The organism is Kitasatospora sp. NPDC098663 (assembly GCF_044760075.1).
Taxonomy (GTDB): Bacteria; Actinomycetota; Actinomycetes; order Streptomycetales; family Streptomycetaceae; genus Kitasatospora.
The window spans coordinates 69,864-87,068 of record NZ_JBIWAP010000010.1; the positions used below are offsets into that span (position 1 = coordinate 69,864).

18 protein-coding genes and 4 pseudogenes are annotated in these 17,205 nt (G+C 73.4%); all 22 read left to right on the forward strand.

What is annotated here, in order from left to right; all coding sequences use genetic code 11:
• The first annotated feature begins 1 nt into the window (after position 1).
• The 22 genes and pseudogenes from ACIQVZ_RS13200 (at position 2) to ACIQVZ_RS13305 (ending at position 17,203) form a co-directional block, all read left to right on the forward strand.
• On the forward strand, positions 2-829 hold the full coding sequence (locus ACIQVZ_RS13200) for a hypothetical protein (RefSeq protein WP_402449565.1): 828 nt from the start codon (positions 2-4) through the stop codon (positions 827-829).
• A gap of 113 nt (positions 830-942) precedes the next feature.
• Positions 943-1,440, forward strand: a complete 498-nt coding sequence (locus ACIQVZ_RS13205; RefSeq protein WP_402449567.1) for a hypothetical protein — start codon at positions 943-945, stop codon at positions 1,438-1,440.
• 77 nt (positions 1,441-1,517) lie between these two features.
• Positions 1,518-2,021 carry a hypothetical protein gene (locus ACIQVZ_RS13210; RefSeq protein ID WP_402449569.1) on the forward strand — a complete coding sequence of 168 codons (504 nt, stop codon included), beginning with the start codon at positions 1,518-1,520 and terminating at the stop codon, positions 2,019-2,021.
• A gap of 136 nt (positions 2,022-2,157) precedes the next feature.
• Entirely contained in the window at positions 2,158-3,390 is a 1,233-nt protein-coding gene (locus ACIQVZ_RS13215) for a hypothetical protein (protein WP_402449571.1), read from the forward strand.
• Between the two features lie 37 nt (positions 3,391-3,427).
• Entirely contained in the window at positions 3,428-4,084 is a 657-nt protein-coding gene (locus ACIQVZ_RS13220; protein ID WP_402449574.1) for a hypothetical protein, read from the forward strand.
• Between the two features lie 23 nt (positions 4,085-4,107).
• Positions 4,108-4,533, forward strand: a complete 426-nt coding sequence (locus ACIQVZ_RS13225; protein ID WP_402449575.1) for a hypothetical protein — start codon at positions 4,108-4,110, stop codon at positions 4,531-4,533.
• 105 nt (positions 4,534-4,638) lie between these two features.
• Complete coding sequence (locus ACIQVZ_RS13230; RefSeq protein WP_402449577.1) at positions 4,639-6,423, forward strand: type IV secretory system conjugative DNA transfer family protein; 1,785 nt, start codon at positions 4,639-4,641, stop codon at positions 6,421-6,423.
• A 311-nt stretch (positions 6,424-6,734) separates the two neighbouring features.
• Positions 6,735-6,977, forward strand: a complete 243-nt coding sequence (locus tag ACIQVZ_RS13235; protein WP_402449579.1) for a hypothetical protein — start codon at positions 6,735-6,737, stop codon at positions 6,975-6,977.
• A complete protein-coding gene (locus ACIQVZ_RS13240) occupies positions 6,977-8,128 on the forward strand; it encodes a DnaB-like helicase N-terminal domain-containing protein (RefSeq protein ID WP_402449581.1) in 1,152 nt (383 codons plus the stop codon). Before ACIQVZ_RS13235 ends, ACIQVZ_RS13240 begins: the two co-directional genes overlap by 1 nt.
• 55 nt (positions 8,129-8,183) lie before the next feature.
• Positions 8,184-8,771 (forward strand): hypothetical protein, encoded by a 588-nt coding sequence (locus tag ACIQVZ_RS13245; RefSeq protein WP_402449584.1) that lies wholly within the window; start codon positions 8,184-8,186, stop codon positions 8,769-8,771.
• Positions 8,772-8,847: 76 nt separating this feature from the next.
• Positions 8,848-8,946: pseudogene (locus ACIQVZ_RS13250) on the forward strand (DNA methyltransferase); the annotation flags it as partial.
• A pseudogene (locus ACIQVZ_RS13255) lies at positions 8,933-9,319 on the forward strand (DNA cytosine methyltransferase); the annotation flags it as partial. The pseudogenes ACIQVZ_RS13250 and ACIQVZ_RS13255, both read left to right, overlap by 14 nt.
• Before the next feature lie 411 nt (positions 9,320-9,730).
• The gene (locus ACIQVZ_RS13260) at positions 9,731-9,961 is read left to right on the forward strand and encodes a hypothetical protein (RefSeq protein WP_402449860.1); all 231 of its coding nucleotides are present in this window, start codon (positions 9,731-9,733) and stop codon (positions 9,959-9,961) included.
• Between the two features lie 158 nt (positions 9,962-10,119).
• A complete protein-coding gene (locus ACIQVZ_RS13265) occupies positions 10,120-11,325 on the forward strand; it encodes an MFS transporter (RefSeq protein ID WP_402449586.1) in 1,206 nt (401 codons plus the stop codon).
• A 29-nt stretch (positions 11,326-11,354) separates the two neighbouring features.
• The gene (locus ACIQVZ_RS13270) at positions 11,355-12,068 is read left to right on the forward strand and encodes an HAD family hydrolase (protein WP_402449588.1); all 714 of its coding nucleotides are present in this window, start codon (positions 11,355-11,357) and stop codon (positions 12,066-12,068) included.
• Positions 12,069-12,201: 133 nt separating this feature from the next.
• Positions 12,202-12,792 (forward strand): annotated as a pseudogene (locus tag ACIQVZ_RS13275) (DUF4913 domain-containing protein).
• Positions 12,789-13,538, forward strand: a complete 750-nt coding sequence (locus ACIQVZ_RS13280; protein WP_402449591.1) for a glycosyl hydrolase — start codon at positions 12,789-12,791, stop codon at positions 13,536-13,538. The pseudogene ACIQVZ_RS13275 and the gene ACIQVZ_RS13280 overlap by 4 nt, the downstream one beginning before the upstream one ends.
• Entirely contained in the window at positions 13,535-14,026 is a 492-nt protein-coding gene (locus tag ACIQVZ_RS13285) for a hypothetical protein (RefSeq protein ID WP_402449593.1), read from the forward strand. Before ACIQVZ_RS13280 ends, ACIQVZ_RS13285 begins: the two co-directional genes overlap by 4 nt.
• Positions 14,026-14,673: a hypothetical protein gene (locus tag ACIQVZ_RS13290; protein ID WP_402449595.1), complete on the forward strand. Its 648-nt coding sequence runs from the start codon at positions 14,026-14,028 to the stop codon at positions 14,671-14,673. Before ACIQVZ_RS13285 ends, ACIQVZ_RS13290 begins: the two co-directional genes overlap by 1 nt.
• Entirely contained in the window at positions 14,670-15,512 is an 843-nt protein-coding gene (locus ACIQVZ_RS13295; protein WP_402449597.1) for a hypothetical protein, read from the forward strand. The genes ACIQVZ_RS13290 and ACIQVZ_RS13295 overlap by 4 nt, the downstream gene beginning before the upstream one ends.
• Before the next feature lie 57 nt (positions 15,513-15,569).
• Positions 15,570-16,163, forward strand: a pseudogene (locus ACIQVZ_RS13300) (winged helix-turn-helix transcriptional regulator); the annotation flags it as partial.
• 293 nt (positions 16,164-16,456) lie between these two features.
• On the forward strand, positions 16,457-17,203 hold the full coding sequence (locus ACIQVZ_RS13305; protein WP_402449839.1) for a DUF317 domain-containing protein: 747 nt from the start codon (positions 16,457-16,459) through the stop codon (positions 17,201-17,203).
• The last annotated feature ends 2 nt before the right edge of the window (positions 17,204-17,205 follow it).

The window sequence follows — 17,205 nt, forward strand, 5'->3', positions numbered from 1 at the left end:
CATGCACTCCATCCACATTCAGCCCGTCCGGTTCTCCGAGGACAACCGTGGCGTCACCGCCCGCACCCGTCCACCGCTACCGACCGACCGGTTCGCGGCCGTCACCGTTCCGCTGGCGAAGCGAGGAGTCGGCTTCACCATCGACTTCGAAACCGGCGAACACATCGAGGCACGGCTCCCGGACGGCAGCTTCCTGCTCGCCGGCCCCACGTTCGACGACACCGACGAGGAACTCGAGACGACGGGACCGCAGAACGGCTGGCTCATGGGCTGGCTCGATCCCCTCGCCGGCAAGGTCGAGGTCGAGCCCTTGTACGACAGCCGATCCGGGGGACCCGACCAGCAGCACGGAACCGATGTCGCGCCGATGCACGCAGCCCTCGACGGGCACCTCGACCGTCGTGGTGTTCCCACCGAGCAGGACGTCCAAGACCGACGGAACCGAGCCGAGTCGCTGCTTCACCGAGCCGGGTTCGTCGCGGTCACCACCGATCAGCAGCCCCACCACCGGCTTCCCTCCTCCATGGCCGACCCGGCAGAGCGCCGGGCGGCAGTGACCCTGGCGATCGACTACCTGCAGGCCGAGGGCTTCGCGTACGACTGTCAGGCCGGCCTGGTCAACCAGACTGCCGCTTCCGCCCACACCCCGCACCCGGCCCTCGCCGAACCGGCGGTGCGGGCCTCCGGCATCACGGCCGCCACCGACGCCCGCGTCAGCGCCGCCCGGGCCACCTCTCCTACCGTCGCGCCCACCCGCACCGGGCAGCAGGCGCAGCCACCGCCTGCGCCCGCGCCGCCGAGCGCCGGTCGTCCCGGCCTGCGCCACTGACGTCAACCGACGCAACCCTGCCGCCGCCGACGCCCCGGCCCGCCGTCAGCGGCCACCGCGCTGGTGCGCGTGCCTGATGACCACTCCCCCGATCACCAAGGAACAGAATTCAGATGGCTGTGAAGAAGGTCTGGCAGATCACCCACCAGTGCGGGCACGGATCGGCAAGGGATCTTGGTGACCGTCCGGCCGACCGCCGGGCCGGCTTCGCCGAGTGGCTGGCCAAGCAGGACTGCACCGACTGCTGGCGCGCCGCCCAGAGCGAGGACGAAGCGGGCAAGGCGCAGTGGTTGGAAGCCAAGCGCGCCGCCGAACAGGCCGAATCCGACGCCTGGTCCGAGCAGTTCCGGATGCCGCCGCTGGAAGGCACCGCCAAGGGCGTCGCCTGGGGGGTCCGCTGCCGCCACCAGGTCCTCGCCGCCGCCTACACCGCCCTTGTCCTCGACACGGGCATGCCGGAGCCGCAGTGGGAGCGGATCGAGGATCAGGCCCGCACGATCACCCGCGCCGGCTGGTGGATCGACCAGCGCGCGTGCGAGCCGGGCGACCTGCCCGAGCTGTTGGAGGCGGCCGTCGACGCCGACCGGCCGACCGAGAACCCCTTCGTCTGACCCGCCGGCGCCCCGCCCCGGCGCAGGTCACCGTCCCCAACTCACCTTCACCGCACTCTGATTCGGAACACAGCGCCATGGCCACTTCCCCTCTGTACTGCACCGTCAAGCGCACCGAGAGCACCCCCGATCTGCTCGCCGCGCTGTACGACGACGATCCCGGCTTCGAGTCCTACCTGCTGGCGTCGTGGTCGCCCGGCCCGCCCGCCGAGGAGGACATCGTCCTGCCGGACCTGGCCGCGCTGCTGGACGAGCCGGTGGCTTTGCGCAAGCCCCGTACCGGCCATACCCCCTCCCGGCGTCTGACCTGGCACTGCTCGATACGCAGCACCGGCGCGCTCAGCGACGACCAGTGGTTCGAGCTGACGTGGCAGGTGCTCGACGCCACCGGCATCGAGCCGGACGGCGACCCCGACGCCTGCCGGTGGGTGGACCTGCGCAACACCGGCGACCGGCTCGACCTCGTCGCCACCGTCATCCGCAAGGACGGCCGCTGGGCCCGGCTGCACAACGACCAGCGCCTCGCCCGGTGGGCCTGCGAGGACTTCACCCGCGACCACCGGCTCATCGCGCGGCGCTGACACCCCACAGCGCTCCGCCTGGGCCCGGCCGACGACCGGCTACCACCGATCTCCGGCCGGGCCTAACCGGCGGATCTGCGGATCCTGTCCCCGTCAGCCCGCCCGCCGGGCCCCGCCGTCCGAGAAGGGGACGCTCGTGATCGCTCACCTGCAGCGCGCCACCACCACGGCCGCGCTGATCCCCGCCCTGTACGGCCTGGACGACCCACGCGGCAGCCTGCGCCCCCGGCTGATCGGCGCCGACTACCGCGGCGCCGACAAGCAGCTGCCGCTGTTCGGCGACCCGCAGGAGGTCCTCGACGGCGGCGTGCTCGACGCCCCGGCCCTGCGGATCGGAGCCCGGGCACCCGAGCAGCCGGTGTGGATGTGCTCGGTGCGCTCCGACCCCCGCCACCCGGACCTGAGCGACGCCCAGTGGGCCGACGTCGCCCGGCGCCTGGTCACCGCGACCGGGCTCGCCCCCGCCGGCGACCCGCACGGCTGCCGGTGGGCCGCGATCCGCAACGGCGACCAGTCGGTGCACGTCGTCGCCACCGTCGTCCGCGAGGACGGATACCTCCACGGCACCTACCGAGACCCCTTCCACGTGCAGGCCGAGTGCACCCGCATCGCCGCCGAACTCGGCCACCTCACCCGCACCGTCACCACCGCCAAGGACCACCGGATGCCCGTCATCACCATCAACGCCGAGCCCAGCGGCAGCATCGTCGCCACCGGCACCAGCGACGACCTCTCCGCCACCCTGCTCCGGCACGCCGGGTTCCAACAGATCGACGACTGGCACGGCCGCCGACACCGCCTGCCCACCACCACACCCCGCCCCGAAGCAGCCTCCATCGCCGCCCACGCCGCCCAGATGCTGCGCGCCGCCCGCTACAGCGTCGACCTCGACCCCAAGCTCCACCTGGAGCCGCTCGACACCCCGGGCCGGCAGATCCTCCACCTCACCGACGCGATCCGCGGCGCCGCCGACTTCGCCGAACTCGCCGGGGTACTCGACGAGCTGCTCGACCCGGACGACGGGATGCTCGTCCGCCTCCAGGAGGCCCTGGAGACCGCCTCCGAGCAGATCACCGATCTCGACCCCGACCAGCACGAACTCTCCGACCGGTTCGGCACAGCGTCCGACCAGCTCGTCACCACCCAGGCCGAACTCGCCGAGGTGCTCGACGAGGTGCAGCTCGCCACGTCCAACACCGCCGGCACCGCTGACGTCCTTGCCGCCGACGACCTGCGCACCCGCGCGGCCCTCGCCCGCAGCACCGCCGCCCCCGCCGCCAACGCGGCGGGCGCGCCCGTCGCAGCAGCCTCCACTGGGCTTCCGCCCGTGCCGGCCCCAGCGGTAGGCGCCGCCGGCCGCACCCGCTGAAACGTTCCTGCCTATCACCACAGCCCCGGGAGCCCCGATGCCCGAGCACTACCCGTCGATCGGAGAAGCGGTCGGCGCCGCCATGCAGCACAACATCCGCCTGGCCCACCGCGACCCGCAGACCCTCGCCGACCGGCCGCTCCAGGTCCGCTACATCCCGCCGCCCGCCGCCGACCCCTACTCCCTGCCAGGCATGGTCATTCGGCTGGAGGAGGACACCAGCCCCGGGAAGGTGGCGGCGATCCTCGAAGAGACGACCAGCGCCCTGACCGGGCCGCTGACGCAGCTGACCGAGCTGGTCGCAGCCTCAGCCGACTGGGCCGGAGCCCGGGTGGACTTCGACCCGCCCGGCTACAACCTGACCTACGACATGTGGACGCGCCTGGCCACCGCGCACCAAGCGCTCCTCACCGTCCGGGAGGACCTGGAGGCCGCCACCGCGGGAATCCCGGCCTGCCCCGCCGAACCCAGCCCCACGCACCATCCGGACATGGTGCCCGTCCTGCGCACCCGCGAACTCCTGCACGACGTCATGGGCGCGCCCGCGCCCAACCCGGGAACGCCGGACACCCGCCGCCAGGCAGCAGCCCTCGCCACCTCCCCCAACACCACCGCCCGCAGGGTCACCCCTGCAGACCCGCCGGTCCCCGCGCCGGGCCCGACCACCGCAGGCCGGCCCCGGCCCACCCGCTGACCGAACGAAGGAGGACCAGGAAGATGCGCACCCTCGCCGACGTGTTCGGCACCGACGTCGAGATCGTCCACCGCTCGGACGACGTAGTCCGGGCCTTCTGCCGGACCGGCGCCCCGGAGCAGATCCACGACGTCCTGCGCCAGTGCGGGTTCACCGCATCCGAAAAGCACAGCTCCTGCTGCTACAGCCTGCCCCCGGAGACTCCCGGCCCCGACCAGGCCGCTGTGGCCTCCACGGCGGCCACCCTCCTGGACGACGCCGGGTACCGGGTCGGAATCGCCCCCCACCTGGTCGTCGGGTACGTCGGCCAGAACTGCATCGTCCAGACCGAGACACAACGGCACGCCGCCACCCGCCGCACCGGGCCCTCCGCCGCTGCCGAGGCCGCCCCCACACAGGCCGGCACGCCCGCGGCGGCGCCTGTCCGGCCTGCCGCCCGCACCCGCTGAAACGTTCCGCCAACCCCGCCCCGAAGGAGAGCAGTCCCGTGGTGATCCGTACGAGAGCCGAGCGCGCCCCGCCCGCCACCCGCTCGCACCCCCCTTGGATCTCTTGTGCCCACCCCGCGCACCGGCGCGCCGTCGACCACCTCCGGTACGGACGCGCTCCTCTACCTCCTGTTCGCCGTCGTCGGCGCAGCCCTCGCCTTCGGCAGCATCGCCTGGCTGACCGGCAACCTCACCAACTACCTTGTCGGGTCCGGCCTGTGGGCGCCGTTCCACGCCTCCGAGGCCCTCCTCCACCCCGACCGGCTGTGGCCGGACCTGGGCCCGGCCGCGGTCCTGGCCGGCACCCGCATCGTCCCCGGCGCGCTCACCCTCGCGCTCGCCGTCACCGCGCTCATCCTGTGGCTGCGCCACCGCTCCGGCTCGAAGAGTGGCATGGCCCGGTCTGCGGACATCGCGCCGCTGCTGGACAAGGAGATCACCGCCAAGGCCCGCAGCCTGCGCCCGAGCCTGAGGGACGCCAAGGACATCGCCCCGGCCGACCGCGGTATCCCCATCGGCACGCTCTCCCCGGGCAAAGCCGAGGTCCGGGCCTCGTGGGAGGACGTGATGGTCGCCATCATGGCGCCCCGCTCCGGCAAGACGAGCGGCATCGCGATCCCCGCGATTTTGGCAGCCCCCGGACCCGTCCTGTTGACGTCGAACAAGGCCGCCAACGACGCCTTTACGGCGTGTGTCGACGCCCGTGCGAAGGTCGGCACGATCTGGACGCTCGACCCCCAGCAGATCGCGCACCACCCGCGCGAGATGTGGTGGGACATCCTCGCCGACGCCCGCGACCTCGCCGGAGCCAAGCGCCTGGCCGGGCACTTCGTCACCGCGAGCGTGGACGAGTCCAGCGGCTCCGACTTCTGGTCGACCGCGGCAAGCAACACGCTCGGGTCGCTCTTCCTGGCTGCGGCGAGCCACCGCCGCCCGATCACCGACGTGCTGGCCTGGCTCGCCTCCCCCTCCGATCGCACCCCCGTAGACCTGCTCACCGACGCCGGCCACCACGCGGTCGCCGCCCAGCTCCAGGGCACCGTCACCGGCGCCACCGAGACCAGGGATGGCATCTACGAGACGGCGCGCCAGTACGCGAGCTGCCTGCTCGACCCGGACATCGCCGCCTGGGTCACCCCCACGCCCGACCTTGCGGAGTTCAAGCCGTTCGACTTCGCCTCCTCCCGCGACACGCTGTTCCTCCTCAGCAAGGACGGCGGCGGCAGCGCATCGGCGATCATCGCCGCTGCGGCGGATGCGGTGATGCGCGCGGCCGTCATCGTGGCGGAGCGCTCCGGCGGACGGCTCGACCCGCCCGCCCTGTGCGTCCTGGATGAGGCCGCGAACGTGTGCCGCATCAGCGACTTGCCGGATCTCTACTCCCACCTCGGCAGCCGGGGCGTCATCCCGATCACCATCCTGCAGAGCTACCGGCAGGGCCAGCGGTGCTGGGGAGATGCCGGCATGGACGCCCTGTGGAGCGCGGCCACCGTCAAGGTCATCGGCTCGGGTATCGACGACGCCGACTTCGCGGACAAGCTGTCGCGGCAGATCGGCGAGCACGACGTGCAGACCGTCTCCGTCTCCGACTCCGGCAGCGGAAAGTCGACGTCGGTGTCGATGCGCACCGAGCGCATCCTGCCGCCCGACGAGATCCGCGCCCTGCCCAAGGGCAAGATCCTGCTCTTCGCGACCGGCATGCGCGTGGCGATGCTCAACATCAAGCCCTGGTACAAGGAGCGCTCCGCCAAGGAGATCGGCCCGGCCTCCGCCCGCGCCACCCAGGCCATCACCGAGCGCGCCCTCGCCAAGAGCACCACCGGCCGCAACGACTTCACCCTCTCCGCCTGACCGCCCCGCCCGGCGGCGCCGACCAGGGGTCCGCCCTTCTTCGGCCGGCGCCGCCACGCCCACTTCCCCTCCTCCGCTCCAACCGGGTGTGCCACGCCCACCCGCCCACGCCAAGGACCCCTCCGTAACCACAACAACCGCCGCCGCCCTGCGAGTTATCTCCCTGGCGCTGGGGTTCAGAGCAGCGCACCGCTGCTCCTGGCCGCCGAGCGCCGCGCCGCCGCCAGTCCCGGCCGATGCCGTCGCGGCGGCCGTCCCGGCAACCGCCCGCCGCAGCCGCTGAACCACCGATCGATTCCCGGAAGGTCTTCATGTCCGACACCAACTCGCCCTCCAACCAGCATTGTTCGGCTCCGCTGGCCGGAGCGCCGGTCGTCCGGCGGGGCGGCCAGTGGTGGCTGATCACCGGCACCGGTTCGATCCTCGCCACCGACCCGGTCTTCACCGGTGAGCTGGACCGCTTCGCCACCGCGATGGCCGCCGCCGACCGCGAGGTCGCCCGGCTGCGGGACGACCAGGCTGCCGCCCCGAAGAAGCGGAGGGGGAAGCGGTGATGGACGCGCTGTTCAAGGGCGAGCAAGCCCTTCTCGGCGCGGTCCTCCTCGACCCGGCCCAGCTCGACACGCTGGCCTGGCTGACGCCCTCCGACTTCTACCGCCCGGCCCACCGCGCCCTGTTCACCGCGATGCGGACCCTGGGCACCGAGCGGCGGCCCGTCCGGGAAGCTGACGGCACGGTGCCGCTGTCGTGGGTGACCGACACCCTCGCCGAGGCCGGCCGCGAGGTGCGCGGGCTGAGCACCTCGTACGCGCACACCCTGATCGCCGCGTGCCCGCGCCCGCAGAACGCCCCGGTGTACGGCCGGATGGTCCTCGAAGGATCCATCCACCGCACGGTGCTGGAGCACGCCGTCCGCCTGGAGCACGTCGCCCGGATCGACGCCGAAGCACAAGAGGTCGAGGGTGTCCTGCACCACGCCGACGTCCTCACCGGTGTGCTCGGCGACCTTGCCGGGCGCTGGGGCGCCGAGCCCCGGCCCATCCCGCCACCCTCCTCGGGCCCGACCGCTCCTCCCTCGCCGGTCGGGCCAGAGGAGGCCGAGGACGAGCGGTTCCTCCTGGCCGTCATCGTCAGCCAGCCGGCGGCGATGGCCGAGGTCTACGACTGGCTGCGGCCCGGCGACTTCGCCGACGCCGGCCACGGCCAGGTCTACCGCTGCCTCGGCGCCCTCCACCACCGGGGTGAGCCGATCGACGAGGTGACCGCCCTGTGGGAGGTCCAGCGGCGCGGTCTTCTGGCTGATGGCACGATCTCGCGCGAACAGCTCGACGCTCTCTTCTGCGGACCAGGGGCGGGTTCGGCCGAGTGGCTGGGCGACCAGGTCATCCGCGCCTCCGTCGTCCGCACCGCCGCCGGAGCCGCCGCCGCGATCAAAGCACTCGCCGAGGGCTCGGCCATGGCGCCCGGCCGTCTCATCGGCCAGGCCCTGCACGCCCTCGGCCCGCTCGATGAGGTACGCGCCCGCTGGCACACGGCCAACAATCTCCCCTCACCCGCAGCAGAGAAGGCCGACCCGGCAGGGCGCTCGGACCCTGAGGCCCGGGTCCGCGCGGCACTGTCCCGAAGCCCCCAGCCGCCCTCCGTCCCGAGGACCGCCCCGCCCGTCGCCGCAGCGACCCAGCGAACCCCCGCCCGCTCGCGCTGAACCGATCTCTCTCCGTCCCCTCCACCACCGCCAACCACTCCTCCAGGAACCACCCGTGAAAACTTCCTTCGACGAATCGCTCGCCCTGCGCACCCGGGCGAACGCCCTGCAGCAGCAGGAAGCGCTGCTCCCCGCCACCGGACCGGCCCAGATTCCCGACGCCGTGCAGGTCGGCCGGCAGATAGCCGAACTCGGCGCCCTCATCCGGGAGCTGGGAGAGGAGTTCTCCGGCCGCGCCGCCGCGCAGCCAGCGCCCGGCCACGCGATCCGCGCCGCCATGGCGTACGCCGAAGCCATCGGCAGTCTCGGCGAAGCCTCCGCCGCTCTCGGGACGGTCGCCCAGCAGCTCGGCTTCCTCGGCAAGACCACCGAGATCCGTCACCTCCCCTGGGCCCGGGAGGGCCGCAAGGACGCGGTCCGGGTGATCGAGGACGCCGTCGAGACGGCCCGCGACGAACTCCGCCACGGCACTCGGACCCTGAACCAGGCTGCCCAGCACCTCTCGTCACCGCCTGGCGACCTTCGCCGGCAAGCCGCGCTGAGCCGATCGGCCACCGCCGCCACGCCTGTTCCAGCGGAGCTGGGCGGCCCCGCACCAGCCCCCGCCGCAGCCGCCGCTCACGCCGACCGGCGCCTGCGATGACGCAGACGCCCCTGTCCCCGGTCCCGGCGCGCTGGTCGGGAGTCTGTGCAGCGGGTACGGCGGTCTCGACCTGGGGGTGCTGGCCGCGTTCGGCGGCTCCGTCGCCTGGCACGCCGAGACCGAGCCCGGACCGTCCGCGATCCTGTCCCGCCACTGGCCCGGTGTGCCGAACCTTGGCGACATCACGACGGTCAACTGGGCCAACGTTCCGCGGGTGTGCGTCCTCACGGCAGGCTTTCCCTGTCAAAGACGTCTCGGTCGCCGGCCGCCGCGCCGGGCTCAACCCCGAAACCCGATCCGGCCTTTGGCTGCACGTGGCCCGCGCCGTCGAGGCCCTGCGTCCACACCTCCTGGTGGTCGAGAATGTACGAGGACTGCTCACCTCCCCCGCCGTCGCCGCCTCCGCTGGCGACGTGGAACGCTGCCCGTGGCGTCTGGGAGACGACCCAACTCAGCCTGATCTGCGAGCACTTGGCGCCGTACTCGGCACCCTGGCCCAGCTCCGGTACGACGCGAAGTGGCTCGTGCTTCGCGCCTCCGACGTCGGCGCACCCCACCACCGGGCCAGGGTCTTCCTCACCGCCTGGCCTGCCGACCACGGCGCTGCTCAAGACCCCGACGAGCAACATCGCGACCAACGGCGGCAGCCAGCACCCATCGAAGAGGAAGCGCGGCGGCCACGGCCCGAACCTGGCGGACGAGGTGGAGTGGCTGCTGCCCACTCCGAAGGCGTCGGACGGGATCAAGGGCTCGCCGAACCAGAGGCACGGCGGCGGCGACCTGACCCTGCCCTCGGCAGCGGCCTCGCTGCGGCCCTCCTCGCCCCGGAACCCGGCCTCGCACTCCCGCAGGCGGCCCGCGCCGGAGGCGGTCAAGCTGCCGCTGTGGCCGCAGGCGCCGCAGGACGGCCCGATCCCGGACGGTGGGGACCCTACGCCGCAGCCGTCGCCCGATGGGAGATGCTCACCCGTCCGGCGCCGGCGGCCACCGACGAGGGCGGCAAGCTCCGGGCGGAGTTCGTCGAGTGGATGCAAGGGCTTCCGGCGGGCTGGGTGACCGCCACCCCCGGCCTCGGCCGCCCGGCCCAGCTCACTGCCCTCGGCAACGGTGTCATCCCCCAACAGGCTTCCAAGGCACTGGAGTTGCTGGCATCGCCCTTTCCGCGTTGTTCGCGCTGCCGTACCAGGTGAGGGGGCTTCTACCTCCTTTTCCCGGCCGTACCAAATCCCGGAATCCGTGGACTCTTCTCCCCGCAGTCGCACCGAATCGAGGGGGCTGTCATGCCTGCGCATGCCCCGGTCCGCCGCGCCCGCGCGCCGCCGGCCGTACGACCGAAGGACGTTTCTCCTTGAGCACCACCACCGACCGCGGCCCGGCCCAGGACAGCAGCAGTTACCGCGCTGTCCTGGGTGCGCCGCACGTCGCCCGCCTGCTGGGCGGCACCCTGATCGGCCGCCTGCCCACCGGCATGGCGCCGATCGCGATCCTGCTGCTGGTGCGCGCCGAGGACGGCCCGCTCGCCCTCGCCGGAGCGCTCGGCGCCCTGTACGGCCTCGCCTGCGCGCTCGGGCAGCCGCTGCTCGGTCGCCTGGTCGACCGCCACGGCCAGACCCGGGTCCTCATCGCCGCCACAACCACGGCGAGCACGGCGTTCCTGCTGCTGCCGTGCACCGGTCCGGTGCGCCACCCGGTGTTCGCCGCGCTCACCGTGCTGGTGGCGGGTCTGGCGACGCCTCCCCTGGAGGCCGGCCTTCGGGCGCTGTGGCCGGTGCTGCTGCCCGACGCCGGGCACCAGCGCAGCGCGCTCTCGCTGGACAGCAGCACCCAGGGCCTGGTGTTCGTCGCAGGTCCCCTGCTGGCCAGCGGCTTCGCGGCCGGTGCCGGAGCGACCACCGCGCTGGTGGCGACCGCGGCACTCGGTCTTCTGGGCACTGGCCTGGTCGTCACCGCCCGCCCCTCCCGTACCTGGGCGCCTGCGGAGTTCACCGAAGCGGTGCACTGGACGGGTCCGCTGCGGGTGCCGGGACTTCGGGTGCTGTTCGCCGCGCTGATCGGCACCGGTGTCGCGCTCGGCGCCGTCAACGTCCTGGCGCTGTCCGCCGCCGAGCGCCACCACGCCGGATGGCTCGCCGGGGTGATGCCGGCCGCGCTGTCCATCGGCAGCATGCTCGGCGGCCTCGCCTACGGCCGCCACGCCTGGCCCGGCGCCCCCTCCCGGCACCTGGTCGCCGCCTCGATCGGCTTCGCCGCCGGATGGCTGCCGCTACTGCCCGACCCCGCACCCGCCGTCGCCGTCCTCGGTGCCGTGCTGCCCGGCACCTTCCTCGCGCCGCTGCTGACGGCCGCGTTCCTCACCGTCGACCGCATCAGCCCCAAGGGCGAACCGACCGAGGCGTTCGCCTGGCTGATCGCCTGCGTAGGCATCGGCCAGGCCGCCGGCACCGCCCTGGCCTCCCTCGCCCCCGCCCCGCTGCTCGTCGCCGCCGTCCCGCTCGCCGGGGCCGCCTTCGCGCTGTATCTGCTGCACCGCTTCAACGACCGCCTCTCCTCCTGACCACCACGCTCACCCCGAAGGACACCACCGTGACCACCCCCTTCCTCGCCGCCGCAACCGCCTCCACCCGCATGCACGTGGTGTGGGACTGGAACGGGACGGTCAAGGACGACCTCGACGACCACGTCGATGCGCTGAACGCGACCCTGCCCGCTCTCGGCGGCGAGCCGGTCGACCGGGAGACCTACCGGGCCAAGCACACCGTGCCGATCCCCAACTTCTACGCCCGCCTGCTCGGCCGCACGATCACCGAACATGAGTGGATCTCCAGCGACAACGCCTTCCTGGAGCACCTGCGTGTCCAGCCGGTGCGGGTGCGCGAGGGCGCCGCCGAGCTGATGGCCGCCCTGCGCGAGGCCGGCCACACCCAGTCGCTGCTGTCGCTGTGCCCGCACGACACCCTTGTGCGCGAGGTCCAGGAGGCCGGCATCGGCCACTTCTTCACCCGGATCGAGGGCCGCATCGGGCCCTCCGGCGGCACCAAGGCCGCCCCGCTCACCGCCCACCTCGACGCCCTCGGCCTCACCGGCCAGGCACACCGGGTGCTGCTGGTCGGCGACGCCGTCGACGACGCCGAGGCCGCCCACGCCAACGGCGCGCACGCGGTGCTGCACACCGGCGGGCTGCACCACCCCGCCAAGCTCGCCGCCGCCGGCCACCCGCTCACCGACACCCTCGCCGACGCCGTCGCCCTCGGCGTGCGCCTGATCCAGGCCCGCGGCGCCCAACTGGCCTGCGCCTAGCACGAATCGGCGGCCGTACCAAACCGCCGATCCTGCGGACCATCTCCCCGACAGCCGCTTCACCGGAGCCCGCCGTGACCAGAAGACCTCCCTGCCTCGCCCTCCCCGTCCGCCCGAACCACCTGGATGTGCCATGTCCGAGTCCGCCCCGATGCCGGGCGCCCCCGAGCCCGAGCCGATCCGTATCCCCGACGAGGACCTCGACGACCTCGTCAGCGCCCTGAACCGCACCATGGCCGAGGTCCGCCAGCACGGCGTCATCCTCGACCGCCTCGGCTCCGAAGCCGACGACGAGACCGGGCCCGGCTCAACCGAGCCGGACCCGGCGGCCGGAGCCGAACCCGTCGCCGCCCCTTCGCTGTTCATCCTCGCGATGGGCGGCGCACAATACGCAGCCGAGCTGGCCGAGCTCTCGTTCTGGGTCACCCACATCCTGCTGCCCGTCTACGGCCGGGAGATCGGCTCCACCCGTCCCTGGTGCGCGAAGTAGCACGAGCACCCGGAGGCCGTCGCCCGCCTCCACGCGCTGTGGCTCGCGTGGCAGCAGCTGACCGCCGCCGAGGCCGGGCAGAGCGGTCCCTCGACGTGGCACCGCGACCACCTGGACCACGCCCTGCTCCAGCTCCGTGCCCCGGACGGCCCGTTCGCCGCGTGCACCACCAGTCCGTCCCGGCTGGCCCACCGCATCCTGTCCACCCCCGACCAGCTGGGACTCGCCGCATGACCACCTATCTGGACTTCGACATCGACGGCCTGGAACCGGCTGACGACCAGACCGAGGACCAGTGGCGGGACACCTGGGGCAGCGACTACCAGCTCCTGGCCCGGCACGACATCGGGGAGCGCACCTTCGTCGTCGCCTTCGACTCCTCCGCCACGTGGCGCGAGGCACGGAACCTGCCGAACATCGCCACGTTCGACGTCCAGCGCGACCAGGCCCAGGGCACGTTCACCATGGACAGCTCCGCGCACGCCAACGTCGCGTTCGCGCAGAAGTGGCTCGTCGACCGTGGTTGCCCGCCCGAGGCGACCAGGGTGCACAACCCGTTCAAGCCCGCCGACGACCTCACCACCCGGGTCGAGGAGCAGATCCACCGCTCCGGCGACCGCTACGCCCTCATCGAGGTCATGGCCGCCGACGAAAACCCGGACCAGGCGTGGACCATGGCCACGGACAAGCAGGCCACCGAGCTGCCGGTGCGGGTCTTCGTCGAGCAGACCCAGCCCGGCCAGGGCACCTACACGGTCCGCGAAGGCGCGTTCGCCGACTACACCGCCGCCGAGGACTGGCAGGAGGAGCAGGACACGCCGCTGCCCGAGCCGCCCGAGTACCACCGCAACGCCCTGCGTACCCGCGCCGCCCTCGCCCGCAGCACCACGGCACCGGCCGCCGTCACCGTCGCCGCCGTGCTGGCATCCGCACCCGCCGCAGCAGCCGTCGCACAGCCCGATCGGGGGCGGTCGCTGTGAGCCGCGCCAAGTTCGCCTTCTCCGCCCACCCCGACGCCCTCACCGACCTGCGTCAACTCCCGGACGCCATCCGTGACCAGGCCCTGTTGAGTCTGCAGGACCTCGTCCGTGGCGAACGCGTCGCCACCCGCCTGGAGGGCCGGCTGGAGGGCTTCCACAAGGTCTACCTCGGCGTCGGCGACCAGTGGGCCAGCCACCGCCTGGTCGTGCAGTTCCGCGACGCGCCCGCCGCCTCCCAGCACCGGCGCGAGGTCCATCTCGTCGCCGCAGGTCCCCGGCTCGACTACCAGGTCTACCGCTCCGCGCAGAACCGCCTGGGCCGTACCGGACTCAACCTGCCGTCCGGCACCAGCGCGGCCGAGGAAGCCCGCGTCCGCGCCGCCCGCGCCCGGTCCGTACGCCCCGCGCCGGTGGCCGCCGCCGGCCCCGCCTACACCACCGCATCCCCTGGCTTCGCCACCGGTGCCGCCGCCCGAAAGGCCCGCTGATGACCACCCCCGCCCCCACGCACGCCGATCTCGCGGTGTGGCTCGCCGAGGCCGCCCAGGCCGTCTCCGTCATCGTCACCGCCCGGCACGACACCGCGCCCTCGCGTTCCCACCTCCACCCCGTCCTCGGGCCGCTCACCGCCGGGCCTCAGGTGATCACCGCTCTCGCCAGCCGGTTGGAGGACCTGCTGGACGCCAGGCTGCCGACCACCCCCGCGACCCTGTTCGCCCTCGCGTCCTACGCCTCCGCCCTGGGCTGGCTGAGCGAGTCGCTCGCCGAACTCACCCAGGCCGTCGACCTCCTGGTCGTCGAGGCCGGGCTGCCGGACGGCGCCACGGGCACCACCCCCGGCGAGGCTGCGGTCTTCGACCTGTCGGCCTACTCCCCTCAGGACCGGCAGGCCATCACGGCCCTCGCCGCCGAGGCCGCCCTCCCGCCCGGCCTCTACCTGCAGATCCTGGGCCAGGCCCTGCTCGCCTCCGCGGAGTTCACGGAGGCGTGCACGGAGATCATCGGCGCCCTGACCGAGGACGCCCACCGTCTCCTCGACGAGTCGGTCAGCGTGGTTCGCCTCGGCGGCGAGGGCCCCGACAGCCTGCCCACCCTGGTCCGCTCCCTCCTCGCGCGGATGGAGACGGTCCGGTGAACCCGCACGACCAGCTCACCCACCCCGGCGCCCACCTCGTCTACGAACGCCTTGGCGCCCACAACGCTTGGGAGCTGAGCGCCGGCTACCCCGGCTCGGACCCTCTCGGGCGCCTTGCCGTCATGGTCGCGTCCTCGGCCCGCGAGGTCGACCAGCTCCACCAGGAACTCACCGCCCGCGCCCAGACGGTCATCGAGCGCCTGGAACCGATCGCCCGCGGCGACCACGCCACCATGCGCGGCGTCAACGGCATCATCCAATCCGCCGGCCTCCAGGTCGAACTGCTCACCGCCCGCCGGGGAGCGGCCTACGAGCAACTCAGCAGCGCGGTCAACGCCTACGGGCGGTGCGCCGAGGCGGGCCTGCCTGCGCCGGAGAGTCGGCTTGCTCTCAAGCACGCGACGGCCAGCGTCACTCCGGTGTCGGCCGAAGGGCCCGACCTGCCCAGCGCGTCGGCCGGGTACGACCCCCTCGTCCGGGAGTTCGAGGCCCTGGCGGCGATCGACCGTGGTGATCTGCGGCTGTGCGAAAGCGCCGTCTACGGCTACAAGTTCATGTCCGACAGCAGTGGCGAGAGTCCGTCGGTCTGGCCACACACCGTCGAGGAGCTGATGGCCGAGGACCTCGTCGTTGCCGACACCAGCTCATCGTCCTACCGGCCCGGCCACCTGCTCTCGCTGACGCCCGCCGGCAAGGCCCTCCTCGACGCCTCGCACGCCGCCGACCAGCGCGTGTCCGCCGCGCTTTCCCGCAGTGCCACCGGCCCCACCGCACCACCTGCCGCCGGGCCTGCGCCGTCTGCCCCCTCCGTATCCGCCCAGCCGACCCGCTCCCGTTGACCAGGAACCACCGCCATGTCCCAGACCCTCGCCGCCGTGTCCTCCCAGCCGACCGCCATGAGCATCTCCGACGCGCAGCGGTCCGAGGCTGTCCTTCGCCGTCTCGCCCCGAGGTGGACCACTCACGTCGTCCACACGATCGCCAAGTGGGGCCCGGAGATGCGCGTTTCGGACGTCACTCCGCATTTTCCGTCGATCTCCCAGTCGTACGTCAGCAAGCGCCTGGCCGCGATGTCCGAGGCCGGCCTGGTCGTCCGCGACGGCGAGTTCGACCGTCTGGCGCCCTACCGGCTCTCGCCCGCTGCCCGCACGCTCGGCCCCATCTACCGCGCTCTCGCCCAGTGGTCCACCGACCACGTCGGCCACACCCCGCAGGGCCGGTACGACCGGATCGAGGACGCCCTGCACCGCCTGCAACTGGCGGACACCACCGAGACCGTCCGCCTGCTCTCCGAGCATGGGAGCCTGCGCCTGCCCCACCTCGCCGAACGGCTCGGCGCGTCCGAGCAGTCCGCCGCCGCCAGGCTGAGCCGCATGCAGGCGGACGGCCTCGTCGCCCGCACCGGCAACCGGGTGCACGGCGCCCCCTACATCCTCACCGACGCCGGACGGGCACTCGGCCCCGTCTACTCCGCCCTCCAGCAGTGGGACCAGCGGCACACGACCACCGTGGCCCCGGCGGTGCCGGCCGCCACGCGCACCCTGGCCTCCCCCGTGCAGTCCGTACGCACCGCTGCGGCACTGCGCCGCAGCCCTGCCCCCTCCGCACTGTTCAGCCACGCCCCGGTGCCGCAACCGCGGCCTCCCATTCCGCGCGTGGGCGGTGACCACCGTGGACTCCCAGCTCAGAGCAGCTCCCCGACCTCAGCGTCCCGGGCCCGCACGCCGTCTCACCGCCGTTGGCGGTGTGCGGGTCCGCTCCCCGCCGTGTTCAGGAGCCCCCGTTGTCGTCCGCCGCCCCTCTGCTTGTTCGTCCGCTGCGTCTCGCCGGCCCCGGTGACCACCGCCTCGTCACTGGCCTGTTCGCCTCTGCCCCTGGTTGGAGCCGCGCCCGCGCGCCGGACGGGAGTGTCCGCTTCACCAGTCCCTGCCGCACCGCCGCCATCACCGGCACCGGCCCGCCAGGCCACCCGGCGGCCTGGGCCGTCCACGGCTACCCCGCGCCCGGCTCAAAGCCGTTGTGGCGTGCGGCGTTCGGCCCCGGCACGCCCGCCGAGATCACCGCCGCCTTCACCGCCGTCCTCGTCGACGGCCTGCGCAGCGGGCACCGCGACTACCTGCGCGGCGGACCGCACCACCTGCCCGGCACGCCCGCGTCCGTCCTCGCCGACCGCGGCTGGCAGCCCGCCCCCGGGCCGAAGGGCTTCCACGACCAGGTCGCACCGGACGCCACCGCCCGCTACCGGCACCGCGTCGGCCACCATCCGACCGACGCCGAGGTCGCCGGCCTGGTCCCGCCATCGTGGAGAGTGCTCGCAGGCGACCCACAACGCCCCTCCTGGCGTGCGGACTTCACCATCGGCGTGCCGTTCTACCCACTCCTGCGCGCCGCCCTCGCCTTCAGTTCCCCCGAGCCCGTCGAGCGGCCCCTCGGCGGCGTCCCGGCCCGCCGCCCGTACTCCAGCCCGCCGCAGGGCCCTGCCGCCCCTGCCGCTGCGGTGCCAGCGCCCGGCAGCGCGCGTCGGCGCTGACC

What these genes read in the sequence shown, in the direction of transcription:
- ACIQVZ_RS13235 (WP_402449579.1), top strand. Translation starts at nt 6,735, where the DNA reads ATGTCCGACACCAACTCGCCCTCCAACCAGCATTGTTCGGCTCCGCTG.
- ACIQVZ_RS13280 (WP_402449591.1), top strand. Translation starts at nt 12,789, where the DNA reads ATGACCACCTATCTGGACTTCGACATCGACGGCCTGGAACCGGCTGAC.
- ACIQVZ_RS13210 (WP_402449569.1), top strand. Translation starts at nt 1,518, where the DNA reads ATGGCCACTTCCCCTCTGTACTGCACCGTCAAGCGCACCGAGAGCACC.
- ACIQVZ_RS13220 (WP_402449574.1), top strand. Translation starts at nt 3,428, where the DNA reads ATGCCCGAGCACTACCCGTCGATCGGAGAAGCGGTCGGCGCCGCCATG.
- ACIQVZ_RS13290 (WP_402449595.1), top strand. Translation starts at nt 14,026, where the DNA reads ATGACCACCCCCGCCCCCACGCACGCCGATCTCGCGGTGTGGCTCGCC.
- ACIQVZ_RS13225 (WP_402449575.1), top strand. Translation starts at nt 4,108, where the DNA reads ATGCGCACCCTCGCCGACGTGTTCGGCACCGACGTCGAGATCGTCCAC.
- ACIQVZ_RS13240 (WP_402449581.1), top strand. Translation starts at nt 6,977, where the DNA reads ATGGACGCGCTGTTCAAGGGCGAGCAAGCCCTTCTCGGCGCGGTCCTC.
- ACIQVZ_RS13205 (WP_402449567.1), top strand. Translation starts at nt 943, where the DNA reads ATGGCTGTGAAGAAGGTCTGGCAGATCACCCACCAGTGCGGGCACGGA.
- ACIQVZ_RS13260 (WP_402449860.1), top strand. Translation starts at nt 9,731, where the DNA reads ATGCTCACCCGTCCGGCGCCGGCGGCCACCGACGAGGGCGGCAAGCTC.
- ACIQVZ_RS13200 (WP_402449565.1), top strand. Translation starts at nt 2, where the DNA reads ATGCACTCCATCCACATTCAGCCCGTCCGGTTCTCCGAGGACAACCGT.